Below are 15903 nucleotides of genomic sequence, written 5' to 3'. Positions count from 1 at the left end.
CGGCGTCAGTCCCGGCGGTCCGCGAAAGCCGGCCAGGGCGCGTCGGCCGGGCGCAGGGTGGCCCAGCCCTGCTCGCGCGCCGCGACGGCGGCCAGCACCGCCACGACGAGCGTCGGGTTGTGCAGGCGGCCGGCGAGCACCGCGTCGCGCGCCTCGTCCAGCGCCACCCAGCGCGTGACCATGTCGGCCTCCTCGTGCTCGCGCGCGAAGCGCTCGCCCTCGGGGACGGGCCGCAGGTCGCGGGCCAGGTACACGCGCAGCGCCTCGTCCGACCCGCCCGGGGAGCTGTACCACTCGGCGAGGACGTCGTAGCGCCCCGCGACGAGGTCGGCCTCCTCGGCCAGCTCGCGGGCCGCGGCGTCCTGCGGGGCCTCCCCGGCCTCGTCGAGCAGGCCGGCCGGCACCTCCCACAGCTCGTGGCGCACGGGGTGGCGGTACTGCCGCACGAGCAGCACCCGGTCGGCGTCGTCGAGGGCGAGGATCCCCACGGCGCCGGGGTGCACGACCTTGTCCCGCTGCACGGGCTCGTCGCCGCCGAGGTCGACGCGCTCGCTCGCGACGTCCCAGACCGCGCCGGAGTACACGGTCTCGCGGCCGACGACGGGCCGCGGGGCCAGGACGTCGGCGAGCTCGCCCCCCTCGGCGCCGCTCACGCGAGCACCTCGTCGACCTCGACGAGCCGCTCCTCGCGCTGGCGCGCGACGGCCGCCTCGACGAGCGCGGCGAAGAGGGGGTGGGCGCGCGTGGGGCGGGAGCGGAACTCCGGGTGCGCCTGCGTGCCCACGTAGAAGGGGTGCACCTCGCGGGGCAGCTCGACGAACTCGACGAGCGCACGGTCCGGTGACTGGCCGGAGACGACGAGGCCGGCGGCCTCGAGCTGCTCGCGGTGGTCGTTGCTCACCTCGTAGCGGTGGCGGTGGCGCTCGTGGACCAGCTCCGCGCCGTAGGCCTCGGCCACGACCGAGCCGGGCGTGAGCGCGGCCGGGTAGAGCCCGAGACGCATGGTGCCGCCGAGGTCGCCCGCCCCCTCGACGAAGGCCTTCTGCTCCTCCATCGTCGCGACGACCGGGTACGGCGTCGAGGGGTCGAACTCCGAGCTCGAGGCGCCCTCGAGCCCGGCGACGGAGCGGGCGTGCTCGATGACCATGCACTGCAGCCCCAGGCACAGGCCGAGGGTCGGCACCTTGTTGGTCCGGGCCCACGTCAGCGCGCCGAGCTTGCCCTCGATGCCCCGGACGCCGAAGCCGCCGGGGACGCAGACGGCGTCGACGCCCGCCAGCGCGCGGCGGGCGCCCTCGGGGCTCGCGCACTCGTCCGAGGCGACCCACTGCAGGACGACGCGGGCGTCGGCCGCGAAGCCACCGGCGCGCAGGGCCTCGGTGACCGACAGGTAGGCGTCGGGCAGGTCGACGTACTTGCCGACGAGGGCCACGCGCACGGTGTGCCGGGGCGCGTGGACGCGCTGCAGCAGCTGGTCCCACTCGCTCCAGTCGACGTCGCGGAAGGGCAGCCCGAGCCGCTGGACGATGTAGGCGTCGAGGCCCTCGGCGTGCAGCACCTTGGGGATGTCGTAGATGGACGGCGCGTCGACGGCGTTGGCCACCGCCGCCTCGTCGACGTCGCAGCTCGCGGCGATCTTCCGCTTGACGCCCTCGGGGATCGGCCGGTCGGAGCGGCACACGAGCGCGTCGGGCTGGATGCCGATGTTGCGCAGCGCCGCCACCGAGTGCTGCGTGGGCTTGGTCTTCAGCTCCCCGCTCGGGCCGATGTAGGGCACGAGGGAGACGTGCACGAAGAAGACGTCGTCGCGGCCGACGTCGCGGCGCACCTGGCGGGCGGCCTCGAGGAAGGGCAGCGACTCGATGTCGCCGACGGTGCCGCCGACCTCGGTGATGATGACGTCGGGCGCCGGCTCGCCGTCCGGGCCGGGCACGGCCTTGGCGCGCATGCGCGCCTTGATCTCGTCGGTGATGTGCGGGATCACCTGGACGGTGTCGCCGAGGTACTCCCCGCGCCGCTCCTTGGCGATGACCTCGGAGTACACCTGCCCCGTCGTGATGTTGGCCGCCGCGTCGAGCGCCACGTCGAGGAACCGCTCGTAGTGGCCGATGTCGAGGTCGGTCTCGGCGCCGTCGTCGGTGACGAAGACCTCGCCGTGCTGGAACGGGTTCATGGTCCCGGGGTCGACGTTGAGGTACGGGTCCAGCTTCTGCATGGACACCCGCAGCCCGCGGGCCCGCAGGAGGTGACCGAGGCTGGAGGCCGTCAGCCCCTTGCCGAGGGACGACGCCACCCCCCCGGTGACGAAGATGTGCCGCGTGCCGCTGCCGCTGAGCGCGCCGCCTGACCGGGAGAGACCGCGTTCCACCACGGACCTCGACGGTAGCAGCGACGGGCGGGCCCAGCGGTCGGCGGGCTGAGTCGTCGGCGGGCCCGGTCGTCGGCGGCCTCAGCGGTCGGCGGCGAGGCGGGCGTAGCGGTCGATCCAGCCGCGGAGCACGTCCTGCGGGCCCGGCAGGGCGGTGAAGGCCTCGCGGGCCGCGCGACCCGCGCGCTCGCGCGCCAGGGGGTCGGCGAGCAGGGCCGCGACGGCGTCGGCGAGAGCGCGGTCGTCGCCGACCGGCACGAGCGCGCCGACGCCCTCGAGCAGGTCCGGCAGGCCGCCGGTGCGGGTGGCGACGACGGGCAGCCCGGCGGCCATGGCCTCCTGCACGGCCAGCGACCTGGCCTCCCACGTGCTCGAGAGCGCGAAGACGTCGGCGCGCGCGAGCAGCTCCGGGACGTCGGGGCGGGCCCCGAGCAGGCGCACCGGGGCGTCGAGCTCCGCGACGAGGCGGCGCACGCGCGCCTCGACGGCCGGGTCGCCGTCGCCGACGACGCACCACGTGACGGGGGCGCCCCGCCCCCGCGCCCCGCGCCCGGTGCCGAGGCGGGCCGCGGCGCGCACGAGCGTCGGCAGGTCCTTCTGGGGGGCCAGGCGGCTCACGGTGAGGACCACCAGGGCGTCCGGCGGCAGGTCCTCCAGGCCGGCGGGCGGCGGGGCCGGCACCGGGCCGCCGCGTCCGCGCCCGCCGTCGGCCGCCCGGTCGGGGACCCCGACGGGCGTCACCTCGACCCGCCCGGCGCCGAGCGCGCGAGCGCGGGCGACGAGGTCCCCGGAGGCCCCGGTGAGCAGGTCGGCCCGGCGGGCCTGCAGGCGCTCGGCGACCTCGAGGGCGCGCTGCGCCGCGCCGCCGGGCGCGGCGAGGACGGCGTTGTGCCAGGTGACGACGACGGCCGGACCTGCCGCCCGCGCGCGCCCGCGGGCCCGGCGGGGCCCGCGGAGCCCTCGCGCGGCGAGCAGCGCGAGGAGCCCGGCCTGGTGGCCGTGGGCGTGCACGACGTCGGCGCCGGCGAGCAGGCGCCGCAGCGCCCGGGCGCGGCGCAGGGCCGTGAGCGGCCGGCGGGAGCTCGGCCACAGCCGCAGGACCGGGACGCCGGGGGGGACGGGCGAGTGCACGTCTCCCGGGCCCGCGCCCGCGCCGAGCTCCTCCCACCGGTCGGCCGTCGCGTCGCCCGTCGCGACCGCGACGTCGACGCCGGCGTCCGCGAGCCCCGTGGCGAGCGCGGCGACGTGGCCGGCGATCCCGCCCGTGGCGCGGCCGGCGACGAGCACCACCCTCACGTCCGCTCCCTCCCGCGGCCGTCCGCCGGCCCCTCGTCGTCCCGCGCGGCGCGCGGCGGCGTGCTGCCCGGCGCGCCCCCGGGGCCCCCGTCGCGGCCCGTCCCGTCGCCCGGCGTCGCGCCCGGAGATGCGCCCGGGGTCGTTCCGGGAGTCGCGCCGGGCACCGCCCCACCCTGGCGCACCCCGCGCCGGCCGCGCAGGCGGGCCAGGGCCGCGGCCGCCGTCCGGCGGTCCAGCAGGGCCGCACCGGCGGCGGTGACGAGGACGGCGGCGGCCGCGCCCGCGGCGCCCGCGGCCACGGCCGCGAGCTCCGTGCCGGCGCCGCGCCCGTCCAGCGCGCCGAGGAGGGCGTCGACGACCAGCCGGCCGACGACGGCGCCCGCGGCGCCGGCGCCGAGCGACGCGGCGAGGGTGCGCCCCACGCCGGCCAGGGCGCGGAGCCCCGCCGCGGCGCCCAGGGCCCGCAGGAGCAGCACCGCGGCCACCACCATGCCGGCGCTCGTGCCGGCCGCCAGCGCCACCACCCGGGCCTCCCCGGGGAGCACCGCGGCCAGCGCCACCTCGGCCCCGACGACGGCGAGCCAGCCGGTGACGGTGGCCGTGGCCGCCGCCCGGCCGCGCTCGAGGGCGTAGAGCGCGCGCCCCACGTGGGCCACGAGGGCGAGCCCCAGCAGCGCCGGGGCGACGGCGGTGACGGCGTCCGCCACGGCGGCGTAGGCGGTCGTGCGGCCGCTCCCCGCCCCCGCCCCGCCCGCGTCGAGGGCCGCGTAGAGGGCCTGGACGGCGGGGGCGACCGCCACGAGGAGGGCGCTGCCCAGGAGCGCCACGAGGACGACGGCGCGGGTGCTCGTGGCCGCCGTCCGGGCGAACCCGTCCGCGTCCCCCCGCGCGGCCATCTCCGCGAGCCGCGGGAAGGCGCTCGTCGCCAGGGGGACGGCGAGCACGGCGTAGGGCAGCAGCGACACGGGCTGCACGACCTGGACGAAGACGCTGAAGGAGCCGGGCGCCGGGTCGCCGAGCCGGCCCCCCAGCAGCAGGGCCGTCAGGACGGCGGCCTGCTGGGCGAGCAGGGCGAGCAGCCCCGCCGCGGCGAGCCCCCGGGCGCGGCGCAGCACCCCGGGGGGGAAGCGGAGCGTGGGCCGGGGGCGCAGCCCGCCGGCGAGGACGGGTCCGAGCAGCGGCAGCGTGAGGACGGCCACGCCGAGCGTCGTGCCCCCCGCGAGGACGGCGAGCGCCGGACCGGCCGCGGCGCCGTCGCCCGCCCCGGACCCCGAAAGACGCGCGTAGAGGGCGTAGGCGCCGATGACCGTGAGGCTCGACAGCAGGGGGGCGAGCGCGGGCCAGGTGAAGCGCCGCTGCGCCTGGAGCGCCCCGGTGAGGACGACGCCGAGCCCGTAGAGGACGACCTGGGGGGCGAAGACGACGAGCATCGCGGCGACGAGGGCCCGCTGGTCGGCGAGCGCGGCCCCGGGCCGCAGCAGGTGCGACAGGGGTCCCGCGAGGGCCGCCACCGCCACGGCGGCGGGCACGAGCAGGACGAGGGTCCACCCCAGCAGCGCGCCCACGACCCGCTCGGCGCCCCGCCGGTCCCCCGCCGCCAGCGGCCCGGCGAGGAGCGGGACGACGGCGCCCGCCAGCGCGCCGCCCGCCACGACCTCGAAGAGGACGTTGGGCACCGTGTTCGCGGCGTTGTAGGCCTCGCCGACCACGGTCGCGTTGCCGACGCCGGCGGTGAAGACGAGCCCGCGCAGGAAGCCCGCGACGCGGGCGAGCGCGGTGAGGACGGCGATGAGGGCGGCCGCGCCCAGCAGGCCGCGGCCGAGCGCCCTCACGGGCCGGGTGTCGTGGCCGGCGCCGCCGGGGCGGTGGGCGAGCCGGCGGGCGGCGCGGCGCGGCCGAGGCGGTCGAGCTCGCGCAGCCCGGGCGTGGCCTCGATGACGCGCGTGAAGCTCACCCGCTCCGAGGCCCCCGTGAGCGCGAGCAGGGCGGTGAGGACGGCGGCGCGGGCGGCGCGCGAGCGCGTCCGCGTGAGCACCGCGCAGCCCAGGAGGGCGCCCGCCGCGTTGGCGCCGCAGTCGCCGAGCATGCCGCGCTCGCGCAGGTCGGGCAGCAGCAGCGCCGCGGCCGCGCCGGCCCCGGCCGACGCCAGCGGCGCGCCCGGCCGCGAGCCCGGGACGCCGGCGCCGCCGACGAGGTGCCCGAGAAGCAGGACGGCCTTGAGGGCCCGGCCCGGGCGCAGGTCGAGGAGGTTGACGAGGTTGGCGCTGCCCGCGACGACGGCGCCCGCGACGAGCCGGTCGAGGACCGACGGCGCGTCGGGGTCCGTGCCGCGGCCGTCGAGGACGGCCGCGCCGACGAGCCCGCCGAGGCCGATGCCGACGACCTTGAGCCCGCCGGTGGTGACCCGGCCGCGCGCGAGCGCGCCGAGGTGGCCCCGCAGGCCGCGGGCGTCGGCGGAGCCGGCGAGGTCGTCGACCGCGCCGAGCGCGCCCGCGACCGCGGTGGCGAGCGCCGCCCCGACCCGCGCCCGCGCGGGCAGGGACGCGACGGCGACGCCGGCCAGGGCGCCGACGGCGAGCGCGGGACCCTCGAGGAGGGTGAGCGGCCGCCCGCGGTGGTTCGTGCGCGCCCAGCGCTCCCCCGCCGGCCGGGCGGCCAGGCGCCGCGCCGCGGCCCAGGCGAGCCCCGTCGTCGCCGCCGCGGCGGCGGCCGGCAGGGCCCGGGCGCTCACCCCTCACCGCCGGGCTGCTCGGCGGCCGCGGCGCGCGCCGCGGCCAGCGGAGGCAGCGCCGCGCCCGCGCCGTCGCCCGCCCCGTACTGCCCGGCGCCGCCGTCGAGCTGCTCGCGCAGGGCGAGCACCACGGCGAGCTCCCCGGCGGCGGAGCCCGCGCCGTCGACGCCCGTGACGAGGCCCGCGAGGTCGTCCCCCCGCAGGACGGCGACGGCGCCGCCCTCGGCGGCCGCCTCCGCCGGGCCCGCCAGGACGACCCCGGCGCCGGTGGCCTCGAGCGCCTGCAGCAGCGCCAGCTCGGCGCTCGCGCCGGGCGCCGCGTCACCGTCGGCCGGCTGCTGCGCGGGGGCCGGGGCCACGACCAGCGCCGTCGCGGCGCGGAGCACGGGGTCGCCCTCCAGCTGCACGAGGTCGGCGGCCGCGAGGGCGTCGAGGACCTCGCGACCGGCGACCGACGCCGTCCCCGCGAGGACGGGGTCGGGGGCCACGACCGCACCGGCCAGCGCGGCCGACAGCAGCGCCGGCGTCCCGGCGTCCTCGGTCGTCACCTCCCCGAGAGCGCGCTCCGGGAGGGCCGCGGCCACCTCGTCGCGGGCCTCCGAGGCCTCGGGGTCGCTCCAGGCGTCCCGGAGGTCGACGACGCCGCTGACCGCGCCGCCCGCGTCGGCGACGCCGTCGGACAGGTCCTCCACGAGCTCGCCGTCGGCGCCGGGCAGGGCCACCACGACGGTCGTCGTGCCGTCGAGGACCCCCTCCGCGACGGCGGGCGCGACCGCGGCCAGGGCGGCGTCGCGGGCGGCCAGCTGGCCGGACAGGTCGTCGACCTGCCCCTGGAGCTGCGCGCGGTCCTCCCGCAGCAGGTCGACCTGGCTGGAGAGGGTGTCCCCGATGGAGTCGCGCAGCGGCCCGGCGCCGAGCACCACGCCGATCGCCAGGGCGAGGAAGACCCCGACGAGCGAGACGAGGTGGTAGCGGAAGTCGATCACCGGTGGTCTCCCAGGAGCGGTCGTGCCCGCCGTGCGGCGCGCGGGGTGCGGGTCGGTGCGGCGGGCCGCCGGGGCGGGGCGGTCCGGCCCGCGGCCTGCCCGCGGCTCAGCCGGTCCACGAGAGCAGCGGGGCGAGCAGGCCGTCGAGCTGGGCCCCGAGGAGCGACACGAGCGTCTGGCCCGCCGACGTCGACAGCAGCGCGACGAGGAGCGCGAGCAGGCCCGCGAGCAGGAGGGCGGCCACTTGCGCCGTGGAGATCCGCTGGCGGTACAGCCTCGAGACGCCCTTGGCGTCGACGAGCTTGCCGCCCACGCGCAGGCGCGTGAGGAAGGTGCTGGCCATGCCGGCGCGCCCCTTGTCGAGGAACTCCACGAGGGTCGCGTGGGTGCCGACGGCGACGATGAGCTCGGCGCCGCGGTCGTCGGCCAGGAGCATGGCGACGTCCTCGCTCGTGCCCGTGGCGGGGAAGACGACGGGGTCGACGCCCAGGGCGCGCACCCGGTCGAGCCCGGGGGCGCGGCCGTCGCGGTAGGCGTGCACGACGACCTCCGCGCCGCTCGTCAGCGCCGCGTCCGAGACGGAGTCCATGTCGCCGACGACCATGTCGAGGGCGTGGCCCGCCTCCAGCACCGCGTCCGCGCCGCCGTCGACGCCGATGAGCACCGGCCGGTACTCGCGGATGTAGGGCCGCAGCGTGGCCAGGTCCTCCCGGTAGTGGTAGCCGCGGACGACGACGAGGGCCTGGCGCCCGGCGAAGGACGTGCGCACGTCGGGCACGCCGACCCCGTCGAAGAGGAGGTCCTTCTCGCGGAGCATGTACTCCAGCGTGTTGGCGGCGAAGAGCTCGAGCTGGGACCCGAGGCCCTCGCGCGCCTCCTCCATGGCCGCCGCGACGGTCTCCGGCGTCTGCCGGACGCCGGTGGCGATGACGCGCTCCTCGCCGTCCTCGAGGAGGAGGAGCCGGTCGCCGTCGACGCGCACCGCCTGCCCCTCGTGCAGGGCGCCCATGACGTCCGGGCCCACCCGGTCGAGGAGGACGACGCCGGCGTCGAGGAGGATCTGCGGCCCGAGGTTCGGGTAGCGCCCGGAGGTGCTCGCCGCGGCGTTGACGACGGCGGCCGGCTGCGCGGCGACGAGGGCCTCGGCGGCGACGCGATCGACGTCCTCGTGGTCGATGAGGGCGACGTCCCCCGGCTGGAGCCTCTTGGTGAGGTCCTTCGTGCGGCGGTCGACGCGCACGACGCCGCCGGCGGTGGTGGGCGCGGCGGGCCGCCGGCGCAGGACGCGTCTCATCGTGGCCGATGGTCCCACGTCGACGCCCCGTCCCCGGCACCACGACCCGCGCGCGCCGCGCCGTCGGGCGTCACCGGTGGCGGGCGCCCTCGAGGAGCTCGGCCGCGTGGGCGCGCGCGCTCGTGGAGCCGCCGCGCCCGGCGAGCATCCGCGCCAGCTCCGCCACCCGGTCCTCGCCCTCGAGCGCGCGCACGCCGCTCGCGACGACGCTGCCGTCGCCGCCCTTCTCGACGAGGAGGTGGTGGTCGGCGAAGGCCGCCACCTGCGGCAGGTGGGTGACGACGAGGACCTGGGAGCGCTCCGCGAGCGCGGCCAGGCGGCGGCCGATCTCGACTGCGGCGCGACCCCCCACGCCCGAGTCGACCTCGTCGAAGACGAAGGTCTCCACCGGGTCGGCCTCGGCGAGCACGACCTCGAGCGCGAGCATCACGCGCGACAGCTCGCCCCCGGAGGCGCCCCGGGCGAGCGGCCGGGGCTCGGCGCCGGCGTGGGCCGCGAGCAGCAGCGCGACGTCGTCACCTCCCGTGGCCGACAGCCGCTCGGTGCGCTCGACCCTCACCTCGAGCCGGGCCCCGGCCATCGCGAGGGCCTCGAGCTCCGCGCTCGCCGCCGCGGCCAGCCGCTCGCCCGCGGCCGCCCGCGCGTCGTGCAGCCGGCCGGCGAGGGCCTCCAGCTCCTCGGCGAGGGCGCGGTCCTCCTCCTCGAGGGCGCCCACCCGGTCGTCGTCGCCCTCGAGCTCGAGGAGGCGCTGCGAGGCCTCCCGGGCCCAGGCGAGGACGGCGGACGCGTCCTCGCCGTAGGCGCGCACCAGCGCCGCGAGCTCGGCGCGCCGCTCCTGCACGACGGCGAGCCGCGCGGGGTCGGCCTCCAGCTCGGCGAGGTGCGCGGCGGCGTCGGCGCCGGCCTCGACGACGAGGACGGACACCTCGGCGAGGCGGTCGGCCAGCGCCGCGAGCGCCGGGTCGTGGGCCCGCACCGCCTCCAGCGCCCGACGGGCGACCTCGACGGCGCCGACCGCGTTCCCCGGGGCCTCGCCCCCGCCGGCGTCGTCGTCACCCGTGAGAGCGGCGCGGGCCGTGGCCGCGGCGAGGCGGAGGTCCTCGGCGTGCGTGAGGCGCTCGGCCTCCTGCGCCAGGGCCAGGTCCTCCCCCGGCTGCGGGTCGACGCGCTCGACGCGCTCGAGCCCGTGCCGCAGGAGGTCGGCCTCCTGGGCCCGCTCGCGGCCCCGCGTGCGGATCTCGTCCAGCTCGGCGCGCACGGCGCGGTGCCGCTCGAAGGCGGTGCGGTAGCGCGCCATCGGCTCCGCGACGTCCTGGCCCGCCGACGCGTCGACGACCTCGCGCTGGCGCGCGGGCGAGCGCAGCAGCACCTGCTCGCTCTGGCCGTGGACGGCGACGAGGTCGTCGGCGAGCTCGCCGAGCAGGCCGTTGGGGACGGCGCGACCGCCGACGTGGGCGCGGCTGCGGCCCCCGGCGGCGACGCTGCGGGCCACGAGCAGCTCGCTGCGCCCGGCCCCGACGTCCTCCAGCTCGGCGCCGGACCCCCGGGCGCGCTCGGCGGCGGGTCCTGTGGCGGGCAGCGTGAAGCGCCCCTCGACGAGGGCGCTCCGCGCGCCCGAGCGGACGGCCGTGGGGTCGGCCCGGGCCCCCAGCAGGAGGCCGAGGCTCGTGACGACCATCGTCTTGCCGGCGCCCGTCTCCCCCGTGAGGACGGTGAGGCCGGGGCCGATCTCGAGCGCCGAGGCGTCGATGGCCCCGAGGTCGCGGATCCGGATCTCCTCGAGCACGCCTCAGCGTCCCCCGGGCGGCCCGCCCCGGTCGTCCGCCGCGCCGTCGGCCCCGTCGTCGGCTGCCTCGTCGGCTGCGTCGACCGGTCCGCGCCAGCCCTCGACGGGCAGCCGGAACTTCGCGACGAGCCGGTCGGTGAAGGGCCCGTCGGAGATGCGGGCCAGCAGCAGCGGGTGCACCCCCCGGGTGACCTCGATGCGCGAGCCGGGCGGCAGCTGCGCCGTGCGTCGCCCGTCGCACCACAGGACGCCCCCGCCGGCGGTCCGCGAGAGCACCTCGACCGCGAGGACCGAGCCCGGCGAGGCCACGAGCGGCTTGGCGAACAGGGCGTGCGCGGAGATGGGCACCATGAGCAGCGCCTGGACCTCCGGCCACACCACGGGCCCACCGGCGGAGAAGGCGTAGGCGGTCGATCCGGTCGGCGTCGCCATGACGACGCCGTCGCAGCCGATGACCGACACGGGTCGGCCGTCGACCTCGGTGACGACCTCGAGCATCCGCTCGCGCTCGGCCTTCTCGACGCTGGCCTCGTTGACCGCCCACGACGTCGTCACGACCTCGCCGTCGCGGAGCACCCGCACGTCGAGCGTGAGCCGCTCCTCGACGACGTAGTCGCGGGCGGCGATGCGGTCGACCGTGCGCGCCAGGTCGTCCCGCTCGCTCTCGGCGAGGAAGCCGACGTGGCCGAGGTTCACGCCGAGCAGGGGCACCGGGCGGTGCCGCACGAGCTCGGCCGCCCGCAGGATCGTGCCGTCGCCGCCGAGGACGACGACCATCTCGGCCCCGCTCACGACCGAGTCCTCGAGCTCGTCCGGGTCGAGCAGCGGCACGTCCCCGACGCCCGGGATGTCCCCGACCTCCTCGGCGAGCATGACCGGGCGCAGCCCGCGCTCCCGCAGCAGGTCCACGAGCTCGCGGGCCGCGGCGACGGCGGTCGCCCGCCCCGTGTGGGTGAGGACGAGGACGGTCCGCTCGCCCGCGGGAGCCTGCGGGTCCGCGCCCGTCCCCGCCCGGGTCTCCTGCGTCTCCGGGCTGTCCTGGGTCACTGCGCGCCCCCCTCGTCGCTCGCGTCGTCCTCGCTGGCGCTGCCGCCGGGGCCGCTGCGCACGGCCGCGAGCGCGACCTCCTCCAGGTCCTCGGGGTCCACCCCGGCGGGGCCGGCCCCTCCGGCGCGCAGGCGCAGGAAGTACTCGACGTTGCCGCTCGGGCCGGGCAGCGGGCTCGCGGCGCAGCCGACGACGAGGAGGCCGGCGTCGACGGCGGCGGCGGCCACGTCGACGACGGCGTCCGCCCGGGCGCGCGGGTCGCGCACCACGCCGCCCGCCCCCAGCCGCTCGCGCCCCACCTCGAACTGGGGCTTGACCATGAGCAGCAGGTCGGCGCCGGGGGCGCTGCAGGCCGCCAGGGCGGGCAGCACGAGCCGCAGGGAGATGAAGGACAGGTCGGCGACCACGAGGGCCGGCAGGGCGCCGAGCTGCGCGAGGACGGCGTCGGGCGCGAGGAGGCGGACGTTGGTGCGGTCGAGCACGACGACGCGGTCGTCGCTGCGCAGCGGCCAGGCGAGCTGGCCGTAGCCGACGTCGACGGCGAGGACGCGCTCCGCGCCCCGGTCGAGCAGGACGTCGGTGAACCCTCCCGTCGACGCCCCGGCGTCCATCGCGAGGCGCCCGGCGACGTCGACGTCGGGGAAGGCTCCCAGCGCGCCGAGGAGCTTGTGCGCCCCGCGGCTCGCCCAGCGGCGCCCGGACCCTGACGGCCCCTCGCCCTCGCCGACCTCGTCCACGACGATCGGGTCGGCGCGCTCGACCTGCGTGGCCGGCTTGGTGGCGCGCTGGCCCCGCACGAGCACCGACCCGGCTCCCACGAGCTCGCCGGCCTCCTGCCGCGAGCGCGCGAGGCCCCGGCGGACCAGCTCGGCGTCCAGGCGCGCGCGACGGGGCGCGCTCACCGGGCCGTGCCCGAGAGCCGTCGGGCGAGGCGCTCCTGCGCCCGCTCGAGGGCGGCGGCCTGCTCCAGCGGCCCCGCCTCGTCCGGCGTCGCCGCGAGGTCGGCCAGCACCTGCGCGACCTCGGGGTCACCCGCCGGGTCGGCGGCGTCGGGGCCGTCGCCTCCCCGGCCGGAGCCGAGCGGGACGCCCGCCGGGGGCCGGGGCGCCGGCGGGCCCGGGCGGGGCCCCGGAGCGAGCCCGGGGGCGCCCCCCGGGGCGGGCCTCGGGCCGGGCGCGGGGCCCGGTCGGGGGGCCGGGGCGTCGCCGGAGGTCACCCGGGCACGCTACCGGGCGTCCAGCGGCGACACCCGGCGCCGCAGGTCGTCGGTCACGGCGACGTCCTCCAGCTCCCAGCGCGCGGCGCAGGCCGCCCTCAGCACGTCCAGGGGTCCGCCGCCGTCCTCCGCCACGAGTCCGTCCGGACCCCGCCGGACCCGCGCGTCCCCGCAGCGCCAGCTCCGCTGCGCGCCCTCGCCCTCCCGGACGACGGTCGCCGCCGGCGCGAGCAGGGCGCCGAGGTCGGCGCCGAGGTGGTCGGGGCGCTGGTGGGGCGGGGCGTCGAGGACGACCGCGGTGGCGTCCACGCCCGTGGCCACCCAGAGGCTGCTCAGGCCCGCGGCCCGCGCGCCGGCGACGTCGGTGTCGAGCCGGTCGCCGACGACGAGGGCCCGCCGCCCGTCGGCCGCCGCGTCGAGGAGCGGCCGCTCGGGCTTCCCGGCGACGAGGGGCTCAGCTCCGGTGGCCGTCCGGACCGCCGCGACGAGGCTGCCGTTGCCGAGGGCGGGGCCGCGCTCGCGCGCGAGGACGGTGTCGACGTTGGTCGCCACCCACAGGGCGCCCGCCCTGATGGCGTACGCGGCCTCGGTGAGCGCGGCCCAGCCCACGTCGGGGCCGAAGCCCTGGAGGACGGCCACCGGCTCGTCGTCCGCGGACGTCACCGGCACCAGGCCGGCGGCGCGGCACGCGAGGGCGACGCCCGGCCCGCCGACGACGAGCACGCGCGCGCCGGCGCCGCAGCGGTCGAGGACGAGGCTCGCGCCCGCCTGCGAGGACGTGCGGACCTCCTCGGCGGAGGCGCGCACGCCCGTGCGACCGAGGTGCGCGGCCACCTCCTCGGGGGGCAGGGAGGCGTTGTTCGTGACGAAGCGCACGGCCACCCCTCGCGCGCGGCAGGCCGCGACGGCCTCGGCGGCGCCCCGGACCGGTCGGTCCCCGGCGTAGACGGTGCCGTCGAGGTCGAGCAGGAGCACCTCCGCCGACGCGACGAGGGCGTCAGCCACGGCCGTCGCCGTCCGTGCCCGTGCCCTCGTCGTCGGGCGTGGTCCCCCCGACGTCGAGCAGGCCGGGCGCGGCACTGTCGGGGCCCTCGCCCGTCGCCTCGCCCGCACCGCTCGCGCCGGGACGCGGCCGCAGGAGGGCGCGGACGCTGCTCAGCGCCTCCACGTACTCGGCGCGTTGCGGGCGCATGGCGACGGCCAGCGCGAGCTGCTCGGCGGCCTGCGGCAGGCGGCCGAGGCGTCGCAGGGACAGGCCGTAGCCGAAGCGCGCGTAGTCCGAGTCCGGGGCCACCTCGGCGAGGCGCTCGAAGGTGCGGACCGCGGCCCCCGGCCGACCGGCGATGAACTGCGCGCGCGCCAGGGCCTCGAGGACGCTCGCCGAGCGCGGCTCGTCCTCGGCGACCCGCTCGAGCACCGTGGCGGCCGCGGCGGCGTGACCGCCCTCGAGGAGGCCGAGCCCCCGCTGCAGCCACTCGTAGGTGCCGAGGCCGTCCCCCCGCTCGGGCGAGCCGGAGGCGGGGCCGGGACCCGGACCGCTCACGCGTCCTCCTCCCACAGCAGGACGTCGTCGTCCTCGTCGGCGCCGCCGCCCCCACCGGCCTGGGGACCGCCGGCACCGCCGCGCCCGCGCGGCGGGACGGGGCGCCCCGCCGCGGCGAGGGCGTCGTCGTAGGCCTCCTGCAGGCGGGCCTGCGACTCGCGCAGCCCGGGCGGCACCGAGCCCGTCAGCTCGGGCAGCCGCAGCTCGAGGACGGCGGCGTCCGCCTGCCCGAGGTCCCGGCGCGCCCCGGCGACGACGATGGCCAGCTCGATGAGTCCGGCACGGTCCAGCGCGTCCGCCGCCGGCCCTGCGGCGGCGTCCAGGGCGCGCTCCGGCCGTCCGAGCCCGCGCTCGCAGTCGGCCATGACCGGCAGGTGCTCCTGGGAACCGGTGATCCGGCGGGCGGTGCGCAGCTCGCGCAGCGCCTCCTCGTACTCGCCGGCCCGGTAGGCCGCGAGCCCGGTCGCCTCGCGGACGGCGCCCACCCGGCCCGCACGGCGCTGGGCGGCGCGGGCGTGCTCGAGCGCCAGGGCGGGGTCGTCGTCGAGGAGGCGCGCCACCTGCACGAGGTGCCGCGCGACGGCGGTGGCGTTCTCCCCGGACAGCCCGCTGAGGTCGCGTCGCACGTCGGCGTCGAGCTCCTTGCCCGTGACGTCGTCGGGAAGGGGCGGCTCCACCGGCCGGGGGGCACGGGTCTCCCGACCACCGTGCGCACCCCCGGGGCCCGTGCGGCCGCGGGGGGCGTGGCCACGCGCCCCCGGCCCGCGGTCGCCCCAGCCACGGTCGCCCGCACCTCCCGTGCGGGACCGCGGTCCTCCGGTCCGGTCTCGCTCCCCGCGGCCCGTCCGGTCGTCCCGTCCGCGACCGTCGCGGGCGCGGTCGTCACCGGCACGAGGACCTCGACCCCGCGGGGCACGGTCGCGGTCGCCCCCGTGACGCCCGGCACCGTCGCCCTCGCGTGGCTCTCTCCGCCCCGCACGGTCGTCTCCGGTCCACTCGGCCATGGGTCCTCCTCGGTCCGGGACGCGCACTCGGTCCACCAGCTGTTCTGCTCTCGCCGGGCGACGGCGCACGTCCTCCTGGGCTGCACCGGCGCGCGCACGGCGACCGGCACCATCATGCGCGACGGCGATGTCGCTCCACGAGCCGACGGGTGCCCGTCTCGCCCGGCGCTCGGCCGCGGTCCGCTCGTCGCCCTCGGAGGGCTCGGGACCACAGCCCGTCGCTGCGGACCACGGCGTCCCAGCGGGATCGCGCGACCCCACGGAGTCGACGGCGCACCTGTGCATCCGTGTCCGGGCATGCGAAAGGGCCACCCCCCAATGGGGGGTGGCCCTTCCTAAGTGAAGTCCGGCGGCGACCTACTCTCCCACGCAGTCCCCCACGCAGTACCATCGGCGCGAACGGGCTTAGCTTCCGGGTTCGGAATGGGACCGGGCGTTTCCCCGACGCTATGACCGCCGAAACAACTCGCGAGCACGAACCCCCACCCACACACCCCAAAGGGGCTAGTGGGGGGTTCGTAACCCAAGAACCGCACAGTGGACACGAGCAACACACCTGAAGAGTGGTCAAGCCATCGGCATATTAGTACCGGTCAGCTCCACGAGTTACCCCGCTTCCACACCCGGCCTAT

14 protein-coding genes and 1 rRNA gene are annotated in these 15903 nt (G+C 79.1%); all 15 read right to left on the bottom strand.

From position 1 onward, the window contains the following. Positions 1 to 5 precede the first annotated feature (5 nt). Positions 6 to 653, bottom strand: a complete 648-nt coding sequence (locus tag WDV85_RS16845; protein ID WP_339571724.1) for an NUDIX hydrolase — start codon at positions 651 to 653, stop codon at positions 6 to 8. Continuing rightward, positions 650 to 2389 carry a CTP synthase gene (locus tag WDV85_RS16840; RefSeq protein ID WP_171204155.1) on the bottom strand — a complete coding sequence of 580 codons (1740 nt, stop codon included), beginning with the start codon at positions 2387 to 2389 and terminating at the stop codon, positions 650 to 652. Before WDV85_RS16840 ends, WDV85_RS16845 begins: the two co-directional genes overlap by 4 nt. A 60-nt stretch (positions 2390 to 2449) precedes the next feature. Beyond that, entirely contained in the window at positions 2450 to 3664 is a 1215-nt protein-coding gene (locus tag WDV85_RS16835; RefSeq protein ID WP_339571723.1) for a glycosyltransferase family 4 protein, read from the bottom strand. Then, positions 3661 to 5496, bottom strand: a complete 1836-nt coding sequence (murJ, locus tag WDV85_RS16830) for a murein biosynthesis integral membrane protein MurJ (RefSeq protein WP_339571722.1) — start codon at positions 5494 to 5496, stop codon at positions 3661 to 3663. Before murJ ends, WDV85_RS16835 begins: the two co-directional genes overlap by 4 nt. Beyond that, the gene (locus WDV85_RS16825) at positions 5493 to 6395 is read right to left on the bottom strand and encodes a hypothetical protein (RefSeq protein WP_339571721.1); all 903 of its coding nucleotides are present in this window, start codon (positions 6393 to 6395) and stop codon (positions 5493 to 5495) included. Before WDV85_RS16825 ends, murJ begins: the two co-directional genes overlap by 4 nt. Next, positions 6392 to 7381, bottom strand: coding sequence for a copper transporter (locus WDV85_RS16820; protein ID WP_339571720.1), 990 nt, complete (start codon positions 7379 to 7381; stop codon positions 6392 to 6394). Before WDV85_RS16820 ends, WDV85_RS16825 begins: the two co-directional genes overlap by 4 nt. A gap of 106 nt (positions 7382 to 7487) precedes the next feature. Next, the gene (gene steA / locus WDV85_RS16815; RefSeq protein WP_339571719.1) at positions 7488 to 8675 is read right to left on the bottom strand and encodes a putative cytokinetic ring protein SteA; all 1188 of its coding nucleotides are present in this window, start codon (positions 8673 to 8675) and stop codon (positions 7488 to 7490) included. A gap of 70 nt (positions 8676 to 8745) precedes the next feature. Continuing rightward, a complete protein-coding gene (recN, locus tag WDV85_RS16810) occupies positions 8746 to 10461 on the bottom strand; it encodes a DNA repair protein RecN (RefSeq protein ID WP_339571718.1) in 1716 nt (571 codons plus the stop codon). Between the two features lie 3 nt (positions 10462 to 10464). Next, a complete protein-coding gene (locus WDV85_RS16805; protein ID WP_339571717.1) occupies positions 10465 to 11508 on the bottom strand; it encodes an NAD kinase in 1044 nt (347 codons plus the stop codon). Next, positions 11505 to 12410 carry a TlyA family RNA methyltransferase gene (locus tag WDV85_RS16800; RefSeq protein ID WP_339571716.1) on the bottom strand — a complete coding sequence of 302 codons (906 nt, stop codon included), beginning with the start codon at positions 12408 to 12410 and terminating at the stop codon, positions 11505 to 11507. Before WDV85_RS16800 ends, WDV85_RS16805 begins: the two co-directional genes overlap by 4 nt. After that, on the bottom strand, positions 12407 to 12724 hold the full coding sequence (locus WDV85_RS16795) for a hypothetical protein (protein ID WP_339571715.1): 318 nt from the start codon (positions 12722 to 12724) through the stop codon (positions 12407 to 12409). Before WDV85_RS16795 ends, WDV85_RS16800 begins: the two co-directional genes overlap by 4 nt. 9 nt (positions 12725 to 12733) lie before the next feature. Continuing rightward, positions 12734 to 13729: an HAD-IIA family hydrolase gene (locus WDV85_RS16790; RefSeq protein WP_339571714.1), complete on the bottom strand. Its 996-nt coding sequence runs from the start codon at positions 13727 to 13729 to the stop codon at positions 12734 to 12736. Then, positions 13722 to 14267, bottom strand: coding sequence for a tetratricopeptide repeat protein (locus tag WDV85_RS16785; protein WP_339571713.1), 546 nt, complete (start codon positions 14265 to 14267; stop codon positions 13722 to 13724). Before WDV85_RS16785 ends, WDV85_RS16790 begins: the two co-directional genes overlap by 8 nt. Continuing rightward, on the bottom strand, positions 14264 to 14944 hold the full coding sequence (locus tag WDV85_RS16780) for a hypothetical protein (protein WP_339571712.1): 681 nt from the start codon (positions 14942 to 14944) through the stop codon (positions 14264 to 14266). The genes WDV85_RS16785 and WDV85_RS16780 overlap by 4 nt, the downstream gene beginning before the upstream one ends. Before the next feature lie 671 nt (positions 14945 to 15615). Beyond that, positions 15616 to 15732, bottom strand: a 5S ribosomal RNA gene (gene rrf, locus WDV85_RS16775). Positions 15733 to 15903: the final 171 nt, after the last annotated feature.

It is taken from the genome of Pseudokineococcus sp. 5B2Z-1, assembly GCF_037482305.1.
In the GTDB taxonomy this organism is placed as follows: domain Bacteria; phylum Actinomycetota; class Actinomycetes; order Actinomycetales; family Quadrisphaeraceae; genus Pseudokineococcus.
The sequence above is the reverse complement of the archived record's forward strand: the minus strand, read 5'-3'. Positions and strand labels throughout refer to the sequence as shown.

Excerpts from the sequence above, each read along its gene's own strand:
- steA (WP_339571719.1), bottom strand. The coding sequence starts at position 8,675 with ATGAGACGCGTCCTGCGCCGGCGGCCCGCCGCGCCCACCACCGCCGGC.